This is a genomic window from Danxiaibacter flavus, from assembly GCF_041060425.1.
GTDB lineage: Bacteria > Bacteroidota > Bacteroidia > Chitinophagales > Chitinophagaceae > Danxiaibacter > Danxiaibacter flavus.
The window spans coordinates 1,181,941-1,200,520 of record NZ_JAULBC010000001.1; the positions used below are offsets into that span (position 1 = coordinate 1,181,941).

Consider the following 18,580-nt stretch of genomic DNA (forward strand, 5'->3'; position numbering starts at 1 on the left):
GGTGCGCCATTTTTATAACTATAAAACTTCCATATGAAAGATGAGAAATTTATCCTGGCGCTTGATCAGGGTACAACGAGTTCTCGCGCGATAGTTTTTAATCACAAAGGAGAGATCGTTGCACTTTCCCAAAGACCTTTTGAACAGATTTTTCCCAAGCCAGGATGGGTTGAACATGATGCAAGTGAAATCTGGTATTCCCAATCTTCTGTTGCTGCCGAAGCCATTGCCCGGGCTAATTTAACCGGTAAAGAAATTGCTGCCATAGGTATAACCAATCAGCGTGAAACGACTGTTGTGTGGGATAAAGAAACAGGCCTTCCTATTTATAATGCAATCGTGTGGCAGGATAGAAGAACGGCTAAGCATTGTGATGAATTAAAAGCGCAGGGACTTGATGCGAAGATCCGCGAAAAAACAGGACTGGTGATCGATGCTTATTTTTCTGCTACTAAAGTAAAATGGATACTGGATAATGTGGATGGTGCACGCGACAGAGCTGAAAGAGGTAAGCTGTGTTTTGGTACTGTTGATAGCTGGCTTACATGGAAATTCTCACGCGGCAAAATGCATATTACCGATGTTACAAATGCCAGCCGCACCATGTTATTTAATATTAACACAATGGAGTGGGATAAGGATCTGTTATCCATTTTCAACATTCCTGCCAATATGCTGCCGGAGGTGAAACAGAGTAGCGAAATATACGGTGAAACTGCTACAACTTTATTTGCTACAAAAATTCCGATTGCAGGCATTGCCGGTGATCAGCAAGCTGCATTGTTTGGCCAGATGTGTGTAGAACCTGGTATGGCGAAGAATACATACGGTACAGGATGCTTCCTGTTAATGAATACCGGCGATAAACCAGTTCAATCAAAAAATAATCTTATTACTACTGTTGCATGGACAATAAATGGTAAGACAACTTATGCTTTGGAGGGAAGTGTGTTTGTCGGCGGAGCGGCTATCCAATGGTTGCGTGATGGCTTGAAAATCATTGATAACTCTGCAGAAAGTGAAACCATGGCGGAATCAGTTCCTGATAATGGTGGTGTTTATTTTGTTCCGGCTCTTACCGGGCTTGGTGCGCCTCATTGGGATCAATATGCGCGTGGTGCAATTCTTGGGATCACCCGCGGAACTACTGCAGCCCATATTGCACGTGCAGCGTTGGAAGGTATAGCTTTCCAGGTGCATGAGCTACTATCAGCGATGGAAGCTGATAGCGGTAAAAAAACAGTCGAGCTGCGTGTTGACGGGGGAGCAGTTGCCAATAACAGGCTGATGCAGTTTCAGTCAGACATTTTCTCCAGCAATGTAATCAGGCCAAAAGTGTTGGAGACAACTGCTTTGGGCGCGGCTTATCTTGCAGGTCTTGCTGTAGGGTATTGGAAAGATATAGATGAGATCAAACATCAATGGGCGGTGGACAGGCAGTTTGAACCTTCTATGAAAAAAGAAGATGTTTGCAGCTTGCTTCGCTATTGGAAGAAAGCTGTCGAAAGATCCAAAAATTGGGTCGAGGAATAACGATATGGAATTGTTTGTCAATAATCAGTTTTCAATTTCTGTTAACCTGAAACAATAAAAGCTGATAGCTCATAGCTGATAGCTGACAGCTTCATAAAAACAATCAATATGAACCTCCTTGTTTCTGAATTTATAGGCACCATGGTCCTGATACTTTTAGGGGATGGTGTAGTAGCCAACGTTGTTCTTAAAGGTACTAAAGGACATAACGGCGGCTGGATCGTTATTACAACCGCATGGGCATTTGCAGTATTCTGCGGTGTAATTGTTGCGGCGCCAAGTGGCGCTCATTTGAACCCGGCCGTAACCATCGGCCTGGCCGTTGCAGGAAAGTTTGCGTGGGCAAATGCACTGCCATTTATCATTGCTCAGATTCTTGGGGCAATGGTTGGTGCATTCCTGGTATGGATAATTTATAGAGATCATTTCGATGCATCTTCTGATGATCCGGGAGGACAATTGGCCGTGTTTTCGACAGGTCCTGCCATTCGTAACCCGTTTAGTAATATTGTGAGTGAAATCATTGGCACCTTCGTCCTAATATTTGTTATCCTCTATTGTGGCGCGGGATCAAATGTGCAGGGGCTTGCGGCTTTAGGGCCTTTGCCTGTCGCAATACTTGTGTTTGCCATAGGTTTATCATTAGGTGGAACTACTGGCTATGCTATTAATCCTGCCCGTGATTTTGGTCCCCGCGTTATGCATGCCCTGTTGCCGATGAAAGGCAAAGGGAGTAGTGACTGGGGTTATGCGTGGATACCCATTTTAGGACCAATTACCGGAGCTGCTCTTGCCGCACTGGTATTTGCGTTGCTTCAATAAATGAGTCTTCATCAATACCGCTCGTGATTACTGCATCATTTTATTGCGGCGGTATTGATCTCTTTAATCCCTTCTTTTTAAAAAACTACAACCATTTCCTTCTTGCCGAATACATTATTCGTGCAGAACTCACTCATTTATAATCGAACCTTTTTATTGCTAACCGGTCTTGTCTGGCTGTTTTTGTATTGCCAGGTAAGTAGTTGTCTGTACACCTGTTACGTGTTTTTTACAAGAACGCGAACTCGTGAATGGCCGGGTCATGCCTTTTAAAAATGGGTTATAATAGAGTGGGTTTAGAATCGGTAAAAGTGCTGGTTGTGGTTAAAATTTTATATCATGAGAAAAATACACTTTTTAGCAGGGTGCCTGTTCTGTATGGTGTTGGCAAGCAGGCTGCATGCGCAGACGAATGACGAGAAGGCCTCTGCATTTAACCCTGTTGATTTTACCATGCAGCTAAAGAATATGCATTTATGGCGTGGCTATGTGGTAAGCAATACTGCCCTGGCAGATGTGGATCTCGGTGTCAAAACGAAAAACGGTGAATGGAAGGCAGGTGTTTGGGGCGCTGCCGGCTTTACCGGCGTGTATAAAGAGTTCGACTATTACCTGTCTTATACCAAAAAAGGATTCACTGCCGCATTTTGGGATATTTATAATTTTTCAGAAAATGCTACCTGGAACAATAAGGAAGTATTTAATTACAAAGATGGTCAGTGCGGCCATATTCTTGATCTCTCCGTGACTTATCAATTGCAGGGAAAGTTTCCCCTAAAAGCAAGCTGGGCAACATTGTTGTATGGACGTGACAAAGATTCAAAGAATGATAAGAACCGTTACTCGACGTATGTAGAGTTGGGTTATCCTGTTTTAAAAAGTAAAAAGGTAAATCTTGATTTTGGAATCGGCGGTGCATTCGCCTTAAAACCGGAAACCGGCTGCGACGCGAATTTTTATAGCAGCAAGCCAAATATCGTCAACATAAATTTCACTGCATCCAAAACGGTTGTGTTGGGAACTTATGCGCTCCCTGTATCGGCAATGGTAATGTGGAATCCTGAATTGAATCATGCCAACATTCAACTGGCGCTGAATATCTTCTAGGTAGATTCATTAATAGCCCGGAGTCTTCTCTGCGAAACCCTGTGTAACTGTATCCCTAAGGGAGCTGCATGCATCTGCACATATCCCTAAAAAAGAAAGCAGGAAGTGATTTTCCTGCTTTCTTTTTATTCCTCATAAATTAAGTTCTCTCTATTCCCATGCAAGGGCACTTGCTCCTAAAATGGCTGCGTCTGATTCTTTCAGATGACTTACCAGTATCTTCACTTTGTTATGAAATACCTGGATCAGGTTAGCTTCCATATGCTCTCTTGTTGGTTTCAAGATCAGGTCGCCCGCTTTTGTTAAACCGCCAAAAAGAATGATCGCTTCCGGGCTGCTGAACATAACAAAGTTTGCCAGCGCCATACCTAAGATCTTACCTGTATATTCAAATATTTCTTTTGCTACTTCATCACCCTGCATTGCTGCATCGTAAACATGCTTTGAATTCAATTCATCTTTTGGCAGGTCTCTCAAAGAGCTTGGTTTGTCTGTATGCTCCATTACTTCAAGCGCTGTAAGTCTAACGCCGGTAGCTGATGCATAACTTTCCAGAGAGCCTTTTTTGCCGGTTCCTTCATGATAGCGACCGTCCGGAATAGTAATGGTATGTCCCAATTCACCCGCAAATCCATCATGCCCGTAGATTAATTGGCCATTGGCTACAATGCCACTTCCTACGCCGGTTCCAAGCGTTATCATAATAAAATCTTTCATGCCTTTTGCTGCACCATACATCATTTCTCCAATAGCAGCTGCGTTAGCATCATTGGTCAAAACCACAGGAAGCTGAAATTTGTCCTGTATCAATTTTGCCAAAGGAATAATACCTCTCCATGGAAGATTTGGAGCATATTCTATTGTACCCGTATAAAAATTTCCGTTAGGAGCGCCTACACCAATACCCTTCATACGGCCAATCCCGCCAGCTTTTTGAATCAGGACACTCAGGCTGTCATACAGTTCATCAATAAAAGTTTCAATCGTCTTGTGCTTTTTTGTGGAGATCTCACTCGAAAACAAAACATTACCCACTTTATCAACTATGCCGAATTTGGTACCGGTTCCTCCGATGTCAATTCCAATTGCCAATGCTTCGAGGGAGGGTGAGATTGTGCTGCTCATAATTTGAATTTATATATTAAAATTCTCCCTTCGCTAAATAACGAAGGGAGATAAAAACTATGTTTCCTAAAACAAAGGATTAATTAGTGCCCTCCGCCGATCTGCTCGTCAAAGTTAAGACCCTGTGCCTTCAGTACAGATCTTAGTTTAACAGCGAGGAATGCAAGGAATGCAAAACCGGCAGCTGCTACCAGGTAAGACTGGTGCATGTAGTGTGTGCCATCAGGTTTGGTAATATCACCCAATGCACCCTGGAATGGAGGGATAATAGCGCCACCCAAAATCATCATGATGAGGAACGCTGAACCCTGGCTGGTATATTTTCCAAGTCCGGCAACGCTTAGAGAGAAGATACATGGCCACATGATAGAGCAACATAAGCCACCTGCTATAAATGAGTACACCGACACAATACCTCTGGTGAACACACCCGTCAGCATTAATGCAGTTGCTAATAAAGCGAGGGTAAGCAGTGTTTTTACCGGTTTCTCCTGTCCAAAAAGGAACGCAGCAATGGCAACAGCTATACAAATAGTGTAAGGCAGCAATTCACCGATGGTGTTGCCATACAAATGGTTCACAAATAAAATCACGCCGAAGGCTACAAACGGAACAATAACTGTAGCAATCTTCTTGCCCGTCTCAGAAAGGTTGAAAACACCAATAGCACCGGTCCATCTACCAATCATCAGGCTTCCCCAGTAGAGAGAAACGAACTTGGAGATCTTGCTTTCATCCAATCCTTCGGGTGTAAGATATCCCGGAGTTTTTAACAATGCGCCGAAGTTGTTATCAATAGTAACCTCAACACCTACATATACAAATATGCCGATCATACCATAGATAAGCTGAGGATATTTCATCGCTCCCCAACCTTCACTGTTTTTAATGGCGCGGCTATTTGAATAAAAAAGAATTGACACTACCATGATCAATGTAAGTACCAATAACGGCAATTTCTGAATATTCGTCAACTGGCCTACAATGATAATTGCAATGATTAAACCAGTCATGGTGATAAGCGATTTTGAAGCCTTATGAGAAGCTTCAAATTTCGAATCATCCTTGCCATCCGGTAATTTAGAAAAGGTGAAGAACAAGGCTACCGCAGCAAATACCGCAGCAACAATCATGTAAAGTGTGTTAACATTCGTAACCGTAACATTGGTTTGTTCGCCGCCAACTGATCCAAACAGGAAGAAGCTCACAATGATTGGTCCTAATGTCGTTCCGAATGAGTTAACGCCGCCGGCAAGGTTAAGCCTGTGCGAACCTGTAGAAGGATCTCCAAGAGAAATTGCGAAAGGTTGTGCCGCAGTTTGTTGTAGTGAGAATCCAAGTGCCACAATAAAAAACGAAGCAAGAATAAGCGGGAATGAGTTCATGTTCGCAGAAGGAATAATACCTAATGCACCCACAACTGAAATTGCAAGACCGTAGATGATACCTTTTTTGTAACCGATTTTGTTCAGGATGTCATAACCCAGAGCGCTGGATATAAGATACAGCGCCAGGGAGCCAATAAAGTAAGCTCCATAAAAAGCAGATCCTATCAATTGAGATTCGAACTGAGTTAACTTAAAATGCGTTTTACAAAAGGGGATAAAAATGCTGTTGCTGGCTGCTATGAAGCCCCAGAAGAAGAATACGATCACCAACGTGGCAAGCGCTCCGCTGTTCGTTTTAATTGTTTTCGGGGTGGTTGTTAATGTTTCACTCATGTCAATCAATTCAATTAGATTTAAAAAGATTGCCGAAAGTAATCCACAATTTAGTTCCGAAAAAATTTTATATGTTTTTAGCCTTTATATAGATAAGACGCGTTAACTTGTCGTAGGGTTTAAGTAGCATATTGTTTCGGCTACACAAAATCTTTTTCGCTCAAAAAAAGTATGTAATATTATTCTTTTTTATTACGTAAATCTTCAAAGCATTCAATGGAAATAATACATGTATCGGCAGAATGTTATCCTGTGGCAAAGGCAGGTGGATTGGGAGATGTGGTGGGGGCTTTACCAAAATACCAGGTGAAAATGGGGCATAACGCCAAAGTGGTTATGCCTATGTATAAGACCAGGTTCCTTTATAAGAATGAATGGGTGGTTGATTTTAAAGGAAGGGCCAATCTTGGCGACTGGTGGTTTGACTTTACAATCATCAAAGAAAAACACAATGTTCTTGGATTTGACCTTTATCTTGTTGACATAGACGGTTTGCTCAACAGGGAAAAAATATATGGTTATGACGACGATACTCAAAGGTTTGTTGCCTTCCAGATTGCAGTAATAACCTGGTTGAACAGTTGGCAACATAAGCCGGATGTGGTACATTGTCATGACTATCATACAGGGTTAATTCCCTTTATGATGAAATATTGTATTGATTACAGCTACAAATTATCCGGTATACCTTCTGTTATTACTATTCACAATGCGCAATACCAGGGATGGATGACCTGGGATAAAAGCGTTTATATTCCGCGATGGGATGCCTGGAAAAGTGGTTTGCTTGAATGGGGCGGTGTGATCAATCCACTGGCCGCAGGTATTAAATCCGCCTGGAAAGTGACCACAGTAAGCTGGAGCTATCTGCAGGAACTGCGCGAAAGTGCAAACGGGTTGGAAGCGCTGTTTGAATATGAAAAGGGTAAATGCGTTGGTATCCTTAACGGCATTGACGCAGATGTATGGGATCCTGCAATTGATAAGTACATCCAAAAAAACTATACCATTGATGAAGTGAACGCCGGCAAAGAGGCCAATAAACTTGCTTTATGTAAAGAGTTTAATCTTGATCCGGAAAAACCTTTGGTTATATTTATAGGAAGGCTGGTGGGAGAGAAGGCTGCTGATGTTTTGCCTGATGCTATTATGTCTTCCATGTATGCAACATCTAACGGTGTAAACTTCCTGATCCTTGGTAGTGGAGAAACGCATGTTGAATGGCAGCTGAGTAGCCTGAATCATCAGTTCAATGGCAACTACCACGCAGTTATTGGTTATAATGAAACGTTGAGCCATAACATGTATGCGGGAGCAGATTTTCTGCTGATGCCAAGCAGGGTTGAGCCATGCGGACTTAACCAGATGTACTCTATGAAATACGGAACCGTTCCCGTGGTGAGAAATACGGGCGGCCTGCGTGATACGGTTGTTGACATGGGTGATTGGCAAGGCTGGGGCATAAGATTCAATAATGCCAGTGTTCAGGACATTACTTATTCAATTGACAGGGCAGTTGAAGTATATAAAGATAAAACGCATCTTAACTGGATGAGACAGCACATGATGAACCTTGACAATAGCTGGGAACATTCAGTTCAGCAATACCTAAACATTTATAAAAGTTTAAAATAAAAACGTGTCATATGTTTTCACTAGCAAATTCCGTAGTAGCAGTAATTCTTGGAGGTGGCGCGGGAACCCGGTTATACCCCCTTACAGCAAGCCGTTCAAAACCAGCTGTGCCGATTGCCGGTAAATACAGGCTGGTTGATATTCCGATCAGTAACTGTATCAACTCAAACATTAACCGAATGTTTGTGCTGACGCAGTTTAACTCGGCATCTTTGAACAAGCATATTAAAAACACTTACCAGTTTAGCGCGTTCAGTAATGGTTTTGTAGACATCCTGGCAGCCGAACAGACACCTGAAAACCAGGGCTGGTATCAGGGTACAGCCGATGCGGTGAGACAATCGCTGAGACACATTGCCAATAATGAATACCAGTATGTGTTGATATTAAGTGGCGACCAGTTGTATCAAATGGATTTTGCAGAAATGATCACGGAGCACAAAAAGAGAGGTGCCGACATCTCGATCGCCACAATACCGGTAGGCGACAGGGATGCTCCTGAATTTGGTATCATGAAAAAAGATGAAAACAATTATATCACGTCTTTCATAGAAAAACCTAAAAAGGATATCTTAGGCGAGTGGGTTAGTGATACCGGCGATGCAATGCGCAGAGAAGGAAGAAATTATCTTGCTTCTATGGGTATCTATGTTTTTAGCAAGAGTGCGCTTGATGATCTGCTAAAAAATGAATATCCCGATGCTACGGATTTTGGTAAAGAAATAATTCCTCACTCCATCGATAAATACAAAGTAGTCAGCTACCAGTATGATGGTTACTGGACAGATATCGGAAATATCTATTCCTTCTTCGAAGCCAACCTGGCTTTAACGCAGGATATACCGCCGTTTAACATGTTTGATAACAGCAGAACGGTATACAGCCGCGCCAGAATGTTGCCTCCGGCAAAGATCAGCGGCAGCACGCTGGAGAAAACAGTGATTGCAGATGGGTCAATAATTATGGCCAGCAGGGTAGAAAATTGCGTTATAGGCATCAGAGCAAGAGTTGGGCATGGAACAACACTGGTGAATTGTTATATTATGGGTAACGATTATTACGAAACCCTGGAGCAGATATCTGACTATTCATCTAAGGGAATTCCGATGATAGGCATCGGTGATCGTTGCTATATCAAGAATGCCATTATTGACAAAAATTGCCGTATTGGAAACGATGTACGCATTAATGGTGGGCCGCATCTGGAAAATACTGATCATGCATTGTACACCGTTAAAGAAGGTATCGTTGTTGTTAAAAAAGGCGCGGTTTTGCCAAACGGGTTTGTGATATAATTTAATTTACGCGTACGCGTAGAGACGTTGCATTGCAACGTCTCTACAATTGCAACGTCCCAACGGTTGCAACGCCCCCAACGTTGCACCCCAAAAAACAAATGCACATCGCAAGATGTGCATTTGTTTTTTCATCAATCAAAATCCACAAAAAAAGAGACGTTGCCTTTGCAACGTCCCCGATCAAAATCACGTTAAATAAGGGTAAGAGGAATATTGTTAATAATTATTTCGAATTGATCGTCAAATTCCGCTTAACCAGGCATTTCTTGTGCCATTTTTTCCCCAGTCTTTCATCGCTTCTTTTAACTGGACCTGCAGCTCTTTATTGGTAATCTTTTTTCCTTTCTTAGGAGCAACAAGGCTTTCAGGTTTTACATCAATCAGCTCAAGCTTTGTGGCGAACCAGGTTGTATTTAGTCTCGGGATTGCAATTCCGAGGATCATTCCGGGTAAACCTGTAAATGATTCCGGACCTCCGGAAGGAATGATCTGATCCGTGTAAAATGCAATAACATATACAGAATCCATAATAATGCCAACAGCCTTCCTGCACTCAAAACCTGCTATCGTGCGCGTGTCCATCGTAATGCGCCAGTTAATGTTTCTGATGCTGTCATCAATCAGAAACGTATTATCATAGACTTTTTTTAGTGCTATGTTTTGATGCTTGTCAAGGTCTGAATACACAATGTTTTCATTGGCTGGACCAACTAACCAGTCGTTCACCCTTTGCGGTGGCGTCACATCGCGTCCTGGTTTGTACAATGTTTTATCGTCATTGAAGGATAAATCAAAGTAAGCTGTATATGTCTGTGGTGTTACTTTCTTAAAAGATTCGAGCCATGCTCTGTCCTCGCCGTCGGCCATGCCATCTATCGTTTTATGAAGATTGATCTTTTTCTCGTACTCAATCTTTCCTTTTGTTATAAATACATCTTGAGCTTTAACGGTACACAGTAACAGCAGTGCGAATATTGTTGATATGATCTGTTTCATTCTTTTAGTTTTTTTTTAGTTTGCTCCAGCCGGGTTTCTTGAAAAGTTCCAAACGAAGCTTAAAAGGAAATACCTTGTGAGGGTTTGATAATTTGATTGAGTCATTACACTTGAGCTGATATTTCTATTATAACCTTTGTTCTGGTTAAGAATGTCATAGCCAGAAAATTTGATCATACCCTTGTCGTCTTTCAATAATTTGCGGCCTATGTAAGCATTCCACAAGAACACGTTGTTGTTGTTGTCGAACACCACTGTTTTCTGACGAAGATTTACTTCCAGCTCATTGTTCAATTCAAACTTGCCAGGTAGCTGAATATTGATATTCAGGTTGTGATATTGCGTCCAGTAATTTGTTTTTACACTGGAGTTGACAGATGATGTCGAGTAGTTGTAGTTGGTATTTCCGTAGTACCAGATATCAAATTTCTTCTCTTTAGATTTGCTAAAAGAGTAGTTCATGCCCGGTGCGTAGTTTTTGGTTACGTTGTTCACATTGTTCACAAAATTGGTGTATTGTGATGCGTTGAAATTGAGGCCTACATTAAACCGGAAATCGAACTTCTTCACTTTCATACCATAGCCGCTACCGAAGTAAGTATTATAGTTGCCGTTGGTATTTATATATTGATAAACAGTTCTACCGTTTTGATCAATGTATGTAGACTGCACTATGGCATTGCTGGTTGTACTGAAATTACCATACATGTAAATACCGCGCTGGCTAAGTACTTTATAAGAGTTGTAACCAAAATCAAAACTGTGCCTGAATGCTTGTTTCAATAACGGGTTACCGACTGTTACAACCAACGGATTGGTATTGTCTGCAACCGGCTGAATCTGGTTGATAGAAGGTTGCGTGGTACTTCCATTATAATTTAAACGCAGGCTTGAGCTTCCGCTGAACTTGTATTGCAAGTTGGCTCTTGGAAAGAAGTTGGTGTAATGCCTTGTAAAAGTTGTGTCTTTAAAAAGGTCTTCCTGGTTAAAGTTCTGGAAGGCAACATCTGATCCCGCAGACGCCGTTAACTTTTTACCATTGTACCTAAATGCCGTACCCGCCGTATTGGTTAGCACATCAAACTTGTAATGATTACTCAAAGTGTCTGCAAGATCATCATATTTTCCTCCGGCGGATTTGTTATAGGACAATCTTTCCGCATCATTCTTGTTTGTTCTAATCGCGTAGCTCAATTCCCAGAATACCCTCTGGGCAAGTGGTTCGGTGTAAACCAGTTTGGTGTTTAGGGTTGAAATATGCTGGTTATTCTGTTTCAACTGGTCGGTAAGACTATCTTTCCATATCCCTTCAGTTGGTTTGGATGTAAGTGCATACAGATAACCACTCGATGTTGAATTAGTTGTTAGCTGATCAACATTCAGCGATATCGTTCTGCCCGCCTTTTTAAATTTATGACGCAGCAATGCTGTTATTTTGAGATTGTCGCTTTCTCCGTCAGATGTATTTTTTCTGACGCTTCTCAATATCGTGTCGCCATAACCATTGAGGTTTACATTGGCGTATTCCGAATAAGAGGAAGACTGTCCTTTATAACCATTCAATGTTAATTTTAAAGACGTGGCACTGTCTATATTGTATTCATAAATTCCGCTGACTGAATGTCTGAATCTCGTGCTGAAAGTTTTGCGAGCTTCTGTATTATAAAATGCTCCGTTTTTGCCGGTATCACTGGTGAGAGATTGCGTAATTGTGTTACCAACGCCCTCTACATTCAATTTATTGAATCTGTAGCTGGCATTTATATTCTGTTTATCATTATTGTATTTGTTAGAGTAGTTAGCACCTGCAGCCCAGCTTTTTGGCAAACCGTCACCGTAATAGCTAAGATCATCACCGCTTCCGGAGGAGAAGTAATAGCCAAAATCTTCGTTGTAATCAATATTGCTCCCGCCGCCGTAGCGTGAGTTTTCATCCCAATTCAAGCCTGTTTTACCAGTGCTGCTGGCAATTCCGTATACCGAGAATTTCTTTTTCGCCCTGAACCGGTTGAACATTACACTATTGTTCCATCGGTCATTCAACCCGCCGCCCAGGTCTATCTTTCCAAAATAGCCTTTCTTCTTATCTTCCTTTAACTTGAGGTTGATGGTTTTTTTGCTTTGCCCGTCATCAATACCGGTAAAGGCAGCCTGGTCGCTCTTTTTATCAAATACCTGCACTTTGTCAATGGCATCAGCCTGCAAGTTCTTGGTTGCGACGGTTGGATCGTCTCCAAAGAATTCTTCACCGTCCACCAAAATCTTTTCAATATTGGTACCCTGCGCAGTAATCTTTCCATCCTTATCTATGGTAATGCCGGGCATTTTTTTTAGCAGTTCTTCTACAGAAGCTCCGGGCCTTACTTTAAAGCTATCGGCAGTGTACTCTGTTGTGTCGCCCTTCATGCGGATAGCGGCCAGCTGCGAACGAACAGTCACATCCGCCAGCAGGTTAGCTTTCAGCGTAAGCATCACTTTTCCAAGGTCCAGATTGCTGTTGCTTTGAAGAGAAATATGATCTGCGTAATCAGCATATCCTTTATGGGTGATTAAAATGCCGTATTGGCCGGAATCAAGCTGCGAGAAATTAAAGGAGCCGTCCTGTTTGCTCCTCGTAAATTTATAAAGGGATGAGTCTGATGATCGCAATAGGGTAATAGTTGTATTAACAAGGTTGGTTTTGTTAGTGGTATCCCGTATGGACCCCTTAATTGTTGCTTTTTGGGCATGGGCACAATAACAGGTACCTGCACATAGTAACAGCGCAATAAGTCTCTTCATTTGGTGGTAGTTTTGTTGCGGCGCAAAAAGCACACGCTTGTTTTTACAAGGATTATTCTAATGGTCCGGCTAATACTTTTTTTGCATCTAAAAATGTGTTACATGGGGTAGTGTTACACATAGCAAATAATGAAGAAACACATTCGCACGGGTCACTCTTCGCAGTGCATTATTTCGGTTTGTATAACGTTATGATAAGGTCTCTCCGATCAGTATTCCTTCCCGGAGGTAATGTTGTCTCAAATGTATAACTAAAAATTTAGTTAAAGGTAAACGTTTAGTTAATTATGAGAGATGCGGATATTTTTCTTTTCCATAAACAGTTTCGAAAAAAAATTATTGTTCTCTAAATCAGAAAAATATGCTTGGCAATTTCTTTTATTTCCTTAAAAATTGCGCCTTAATAGTCCTAATTTTACGTTAATGGTAATCATTCAGTTATAAGCGGTAAATCTGTATTGTGTTTTTCTGCAGACTGCCCGCTTGGATAAGCATAGCCGCGGGTAACCTTTCAAAAAAAAAATCTTCCTTATGCCACAGACACACGAAAAGTACGAGGATATACATTTTGTTGACAGTTCTAAACCGGTATGGAATTATTCATTGTTCTCAGACGAAGATATCAGGAACTTTCAGAGTGGCACGCACTACAGGTTGTATGAATTGTTTGGGAACAAACAAATAGAGTCCTTGCAAACATGGGGAACTTATTTTGCTGTCTGGGCGCCTAATGCCACGCAGGTAAGTGTTATAGGTAATTTCAATCATTGGGACAATCAGGCGCATAAGCTATATGTACGGTTGGATAATTCCGGGATCTGGGAAGGATTTATTCCTAATATTCCCGCCGGAGAGTCTTATAAATATCATATACACGGAGCGAATGGAATAACGGTTGACAAAGGCGATCCTTTTAGTCACTTATGGGAAAAGAGACCGCTCACCGCGTCCATTACATGGGGGACTTATTATGAATGGAATGACGGTGCATGGATGAAAGAACGTAAAAAGCACAATTCACTGAATGCCCCGTGGAGCGTGTATGAGGTTCACCTTGCAAGTTGGATGCGGCCTGATAAAAACGACGAAGAGTCTTATAATACATATGCCCAGATAGCCGAGCGTCTTGTTCCTTATGTAAAGGAAATGGGATTCACACATGTGGAATTGATGCCGGTAATGGAACATCCCTTCGACGGCAGTTGGGGCTACCAGGGAACAGGGTATTTTGCGCCGACATCCCGTTTCGGAAGTCCCCAAGGGTTTGCTGCACTGGTAGAAGCTTTTCACCTGGCAGGCATTGGTGTTATACTTGATTGGGTGCCTTCGCATTTTCCCTATGATGCGCACGGTTTGTTTATGTTTGACGGAGCCCATACCTACGAATATGCGGATATGCGCAAAGGGTATCATCCGGACTGGAACAGTTACATATTTAACTATGCAAGAGGCGAGGTGAAGAGTTTTCTGATAAGCAGCGCGCGGTTCTGGTGCGACAGATTTCACATAGACGGATTAAGGGTTGATGCAGTAAGTTCGATTCTCCGACTTGATTACAGCCGTAATGAAGGTCAATGGGAGCCAAACGCCTTTGGTGGAAATGGCAACCTGGAAGCTATTGCTTTTGTGAAAGACCTGAATGAAACATTGTTTCGCGATTTCCCGGACATACAAACCATTGCTGAAGAAGCTACAGACTGGCCGCAGATCAGTAAGCCTACATTCGAAGGTGGTTTAGGTTTTGGCATGAAATGGATGATGGGATGGATGCATGATACGCTGGACTACTTTAAAATTGATCCCATTTTCAGACCTGCTTACCAGGATAAATTTTCGTTCAGTATGATGTATTTCTATGACGAGAATTTTATGTTGCCTTTGAGTCATGATGAAGTGGTTCATGGTAAAAGCCCTATGTTGTACAAAATGCCAGGCGATGAATGGCAGAAATTTGCGAACCTGCGCACATTATATACATATATGTTCACCCACCCTGGCGCAAAGTTGCTGTTTATGGGTAATGAATTTGGAGCAACCAACGAATGGAATTATAAAAGTGAACTTCAATGGGATCTGTTGCAACATGTGAGTCATGGTGGCATGCGTTATTGTGTTAAGCAGCTAAATGAACTTTACCGGAAGGAGCCGGCATTGCATGAAAAACAATTTTTACCCGGCGGTTTTGAATGGGTAGATCTTGATCATAGAAGCGAATGTATTATTGCTTACAAGCGCCGCGGATTAAAACCGGAAGATGATGTGGTTGTTGTATTGAACATGACACCTGTGGTAAGGCATAACTGGGAAATATATGTATATGGTAAGTCCACCTGGAAAGAGATCTTCAACAGTGATTCTCCTCAATATTGGGGAAGCGGGGATGTTTACAATCCTGAAATAAAAACGGAACTGGTCGAAAAGGAAACAAGAAAATATAAGCTGATCTTACAATTGCCACCATTGTCCGGCATTGTGATAAAATAATTTGCTCTACTCATATAACGGGAAGAAGGCGCTGAAAGTCTTCTTCCCGTTTTTTTATGCCCTGAAGTCAATTGTGACAAAACAACGAACACCGGTAATTCCAGATCCATACGGAGCTATTTTTTGAACGCTGATAAATGTCTTTGATCTGGCATCATTAAAAGACGGCATTAGATATTTATTGTCATTTATTTTTTCTTGCTGATATTATAGTAAGCTGAAGTTCCTCATGCCACTAATACGAATTTTTTCAATAAATGATTTGAATGTGGTGAGAAGATTTATTTATGTGTCAATCCTTACAAGCCTTGCAGGGCAAAGGGTTCATAAATGCGTCATGCAAGAAAATGATTTTTGTCATAATTATTTATGAACTGTATCATAATAACATGAAACAAACGTCATTTCACAGGGGTGTTTTCTGTTCTACGTTTGTGCTGATTTAAACATCGTGCATCACTAAACACCATTATTATGAAAATGAATATTATCAGGAGTTTCAAAACTCTACTAAACTACTCCTTACTCGCTTCTGCGTTCGCTTTCATATCTTTTTCAGGAAAAGCTCAAACTCAATACCATCTTACTACCAATAAGATGACTATAGAAGGTACATCCAATATCCACGACTGGTCAATGCAATCTTCCAGTGCGACCGGAGGAGCTGTGATAACAACAAATCCCACGAATTTACTGACAGATTTAGCTAACGTAAATTTTTCCGTACCCGTGGAAACGCTAAAAAGCGAGAAAAGCGGTCTGGATAAAAACGCTTACAAAGCTTTGAAAACAGACAAATTCAAATCCATTGTTTTTCACGCAGTAAAAACTACTATCGCTCCGGCTAGTGGCAACACCTACAATCTTTCAGCTGCAGGAAAACTTACTATCTCTGGTGTAGCCCGCGATGTGGTGCTTACAGCGGTAGGAGTAATGGCAGGCGATAAAAGCATTAATGTTAAAGGCGCATACAAATTAAAAATGACTGACTACTCAGTGGAACCGCCATCTCTGATGTTCGGAGCCATTAAAACAGCCGACGAGGTTACACTACGATATGAAATAGTATTTAAACCGTAATAAGCCCCTTTTTAAATCCAGTTTATCCAAGATTATTCCCGGGTTAACCCGTGGCCAAGAAACAACAACCATTCAACAAAATGAATTTTATGAAACCTAATCGCACAAAACTATCTCGTGCTGCTCTCTTAATGATGGTAGGATTACCTCTAGCTACTTTTGCACAAGACACCACAAAAGACTCAAAAGATTTTTCCTACGGAAAACCCAGTTTCTGGCGTTCTTACGATCAAAAAGGTATCAACGTTTTTGAAACCGGTAAACAAGATTACAACAAACCTTATGATGGAATGAAGATCCGGTTTGGTGCATCTTTCACCCAGCAGTTTCAAAACCTGAAACATAAAAATCCGGACGCGCAGGACAACCAGGGCGTGAATAAACTATATCCCATTTCAGATGCATTCATGACTGCACAGGCCAATTTGTTCCTGGATGCGCAACTTGCGGATGGTATTCGCCTGAATGTTACAAGTTACCTGTCTTCACGTCACCACAATGAAACCTGGGTAAAAGGCGGATACATTCAATTTGATAAACTTCCCTTCAAAGGCAAAATATGGGATGATATTATGAAAGTAACCACCATTAAAATTGGTGAGTATGATGTGAACTATGGTGATCAGCATTTCAGAAGGTCTGATGGCGGACATGTGCTTTATAATGCCTTTATGGATAACTACATTATGGATGCGTTCACAACAGAAATAGGTGGTGATATTACTGTACAGAAAAACGGATTATTTGGAGTGCTTGGAATTACAGGCGGTACTTTAAAAGGCTACGCAGATTCTGTTTGGCAGAACACTGTAAACCCCAAAGGTCAGTTACAGCCTTCTATAATCCTTAAAGCAGGCTTCGACAAACAAGTGAACGAAGATTTGCGAGTACGTGTTTCCGGCAGCTGGTACCACAATGGAAATACAGGTAATAAATGGAACACTTTGTATTGGGGCGACAGAACCGGTTCTAACTACCAGAACGTGATGGAAAAATGGAAAGGTGCAGACGGCAACGTGCAGGCGTTGACAGCTATTCCATGGTCAGGCAGATTGAATCCACAATTCAGCCAGAGAGTTGACGCGTTTATGCTGAATGGCTTCCTGAAATATAAAGGCTTTGAATTCTTTGGTACATATGAAACCGCATCAGGATGCAGTGGTACCACGTATTCAGGCGCCAATACAAAATTCACAGACAGCGTAAAACGCACAATGAATCAATATGCAGTTGAAGGTATTTACAGATTTAGCATAGGAAGGCCAGAAAACTTGTTTATTGGTGCACGTTATAATTCAGTATCCGGAAAACTGGCAAATACACCAACCATTACCTATAATGGTGATATCACAGTTAACCGCGTAGCCTTAAGTGCAGGTTGGTTCCTTACAAAGAACGTGTTGTTGAAAGGTGAATTGGTGAACCAGCAATACAAAAATTTCCCTGCAGCTGACTGGCGCAGCGGCGGAAAATTCAATGGTTATGTAATTGAAGCCACCATTGGGTTCTAAGATTTTTTCAAGGTTCGATGTATATTTGATGTAGCCGGTTCTTTAACCGGCTTTTTTTTGTTAAAAGCCTAAAGCCTAAAGCTGAAAGCCTAAAGCCTAAAGCTGAAAGCCTAAAGCCTAAAGCTTATAAAATCGTGCCTGAGGTTATTTTCTTAATTTATGACTTGTTGATGTCCTACGGGCAATAAGGGCTAATAGGTTGTTCGCTCTATTGAGCTTTATGCCCTACCGGCAAAATTAAGATCGCGAGACGATAAAGACATTCTTTTAGATCAACGTTAAGTGGTAGGATAAAAGCTGAAAGCTTATGTAATCGTTCCTGAGGCGATTGCCTTATTCTTCGGCTTGTTGATGTCCTACGGACAAGAAGGACTAATAGGTTGTTCGCTCTATTGAGCTTTATGCCCTACGGGCAAAAATAAGATCGCGGGTCGATAAAGACATTCTTTTAGATCAACGTTAGTGGTAGGATAAAAGCTGAAAGCTT

The 18,580-nt window shown here is 41.6% G+C and carries 12 protein-coding genes; 8 read left to right on the forward strand and 4 right to left on the reverse strand.

The genetic code is table 11. The annotated features are described in order from the left end of the window. Positions 1 to 33: 33 nt before the first annotated feature. The 3 genes from glpK (at position 34) to QTN47_RS04520 (ending at position 3,462) form a co-directional block, all read left to right on the forward strand. Complete coding sequence (gene glpK, locus QTN47_RS04510; protein ID WP_369328132.1) at positions 34 to 1,533, forward strand: glycerol kinase GlpK; 1,500 nt, start codon at positions 34 to 36, stop codon at positions 1,531 to 1,533. 108 nt (positions 1,534 to 1,641) lie between these two features. Further along, positions 1,642 to 2,355 carry an MIP/aquaporin family protein gene (locus QTN47_RS04515; protein WP_369328133.1) on the forward strand — a complete coding sequence of 238 codons (714 nt, stop codon included), beginning with the start codon at positions 1,642 to 1,644 and terminating at the stop codon, positions 2,353 to 2,355. Between the two features lie 339 nt (positions 2,356 to 2,694). Further along, positions 2,695 to 3,462 carry a hypothetical protein gene (locus tag QTN47_RS04520; protein ID WP_369328134.1) on the forward strand — a complete coding sequence of 256 codons (768 nt, stop codon included), beginning with the start codon at positions 2,695 to 2,697 and terminating at the stop codon, positions 3,460 to 3,462. Positions 3,463 to 3,612: 150 nt separating this feature from the next. Here QTN47_RS04520 and QTN47_RS04525 read toward each other — a convergent pair whose 3' ends face one another. Continuing rightward, positions 3,613 to 4,587, reverse strand: coding sequence for an ROK family protein (locus tag QTN47_RS04525; protein ID WP_369328135.1), 975 nt, complete (start codon positions 4,585 to 4,587; stop codon positions 3,613 to 3,615). Between the two features lie 83 nt (positions 4,588 to 4,670). After that, positions 4,671 to 6,308 (reverse strand): MFS transporter, encoded by a 1,638-nt coding sequence (locus QTN47_RS04530; protein WP_369328136.1) that lies wholly within the window; start codon positions 6,306 to 6,308, stop codon positions 4,671 to 4,673. A gap of 216 nt (positions 6,309 to 6,524) precedes the next feature. Here QTN47_RS04530 and QTN47_RS04535 point away from each other — a divergent pair, with 216 nt between their 5' ends. Next, on the forward strand, positions 6,525 to 7,943 hold the full coding sequence (locus QTN47_RS04535) for a glycogen synthase (protein WP_369328137.1): 1,419 nt from the start codon (positions 6,525 to 6,527) through the stop codon (positions 7,941 to 7,943). A gap of 11 nt (positions 7,944 to 7,954) precedes the next feature. Further along, complete coding sequence (locus QTN47_RS04540; protein ID WP_369328138.1) at positions 7,955 to 9,238, forward strand: glucose-1-phosphate adenylyltransferase; 1,284 nt, start codon at positions 7,955 to 7,957, stop codon at positions 9,236 to 9,238. A gap of 243 nt (positions 9,239 to 9,481) precedes the next feature. On the opposite strand, the gene QTN47_RS04545 is transcribed toward QTN47_RS04540, so the two are convergent. Both QTN47_RS04545 and QTN47_RS04550 read right to left on the reverse strand, forming a co-directional pair. Further along, positions 9,482 to 10,237, reverse strand: a complete 756-nt coding sequence (locus QTN47_RS04545) for a GLPGLI family protein (RefSeq protein WP_369328139.1) — start codon at positions 10,235 to 10,237, stop codon at positions 9,482 to 9,484. 15 nt (positions 10,238 to 10,252) lie between these two features. Continuing rightward, the gene (locus QTN47_RS04550) at positions 10,253 to 13,018 is read right to left on the reverse strand and encodes an outer membrane beta-barrel family protein (protein WP_369328140.1); all 2,766 of its coding nucleotides are present in this window, start codon (positions 13,016 to 13,018) and stop codon (positions 10,253 to 10,255) included. Between the two features lie 531 nt (positions 13,019 to 13,549). Here QTN47_RS04550 and glgB point away from each other — a divergent pair. From glgB to QTN47_RS04565, 3 genes are all read left to right on the forward strand, one after another. Next, the gene (glgB, locus tag QTN47_RS04555) at positions 13,550 to 15,502 is read left to right on the forward strand and encodes a 1,4-alpha-glucan branching protein GlgB (protein ID WP_369328141.1); all 1,953 of its coding nucleotides are present in this window, start codon (positions 13,550 to 13,552) and stop codon (positions 15,500 to 15,502) included. A gap of 474 nt (positions 15,503 to 15,976) precedes the next feature. Beyond that, the gene (locus QTN47_RS04560) at positions 15,977 to 16,582 is read left to right on the forward strand and encodes a YceI family protein (protein WP_369328142.1); all 606 of its coding nucleotides are present in this window, start codon (positions 15,977 to 15,979) and stop codon (positions 16,580 to 16,582) included. Between the two features lie 89 nt (positions 16,583 to 16,671). Beyond that, positions 16,672 to 18,093 (forward strand): hypothetical protein, encoded by a 1,422-nt coding sequence (locus tag QTN47_RS04565; RefSeq protein ID WP_369328143.1) that lies wholly within the window; start codon positions 16,672 to 16,674, stop codon positions 18,091 to 18,093. Positions 18,094 to 18,580: the final 487 nt, after the last annotated feature.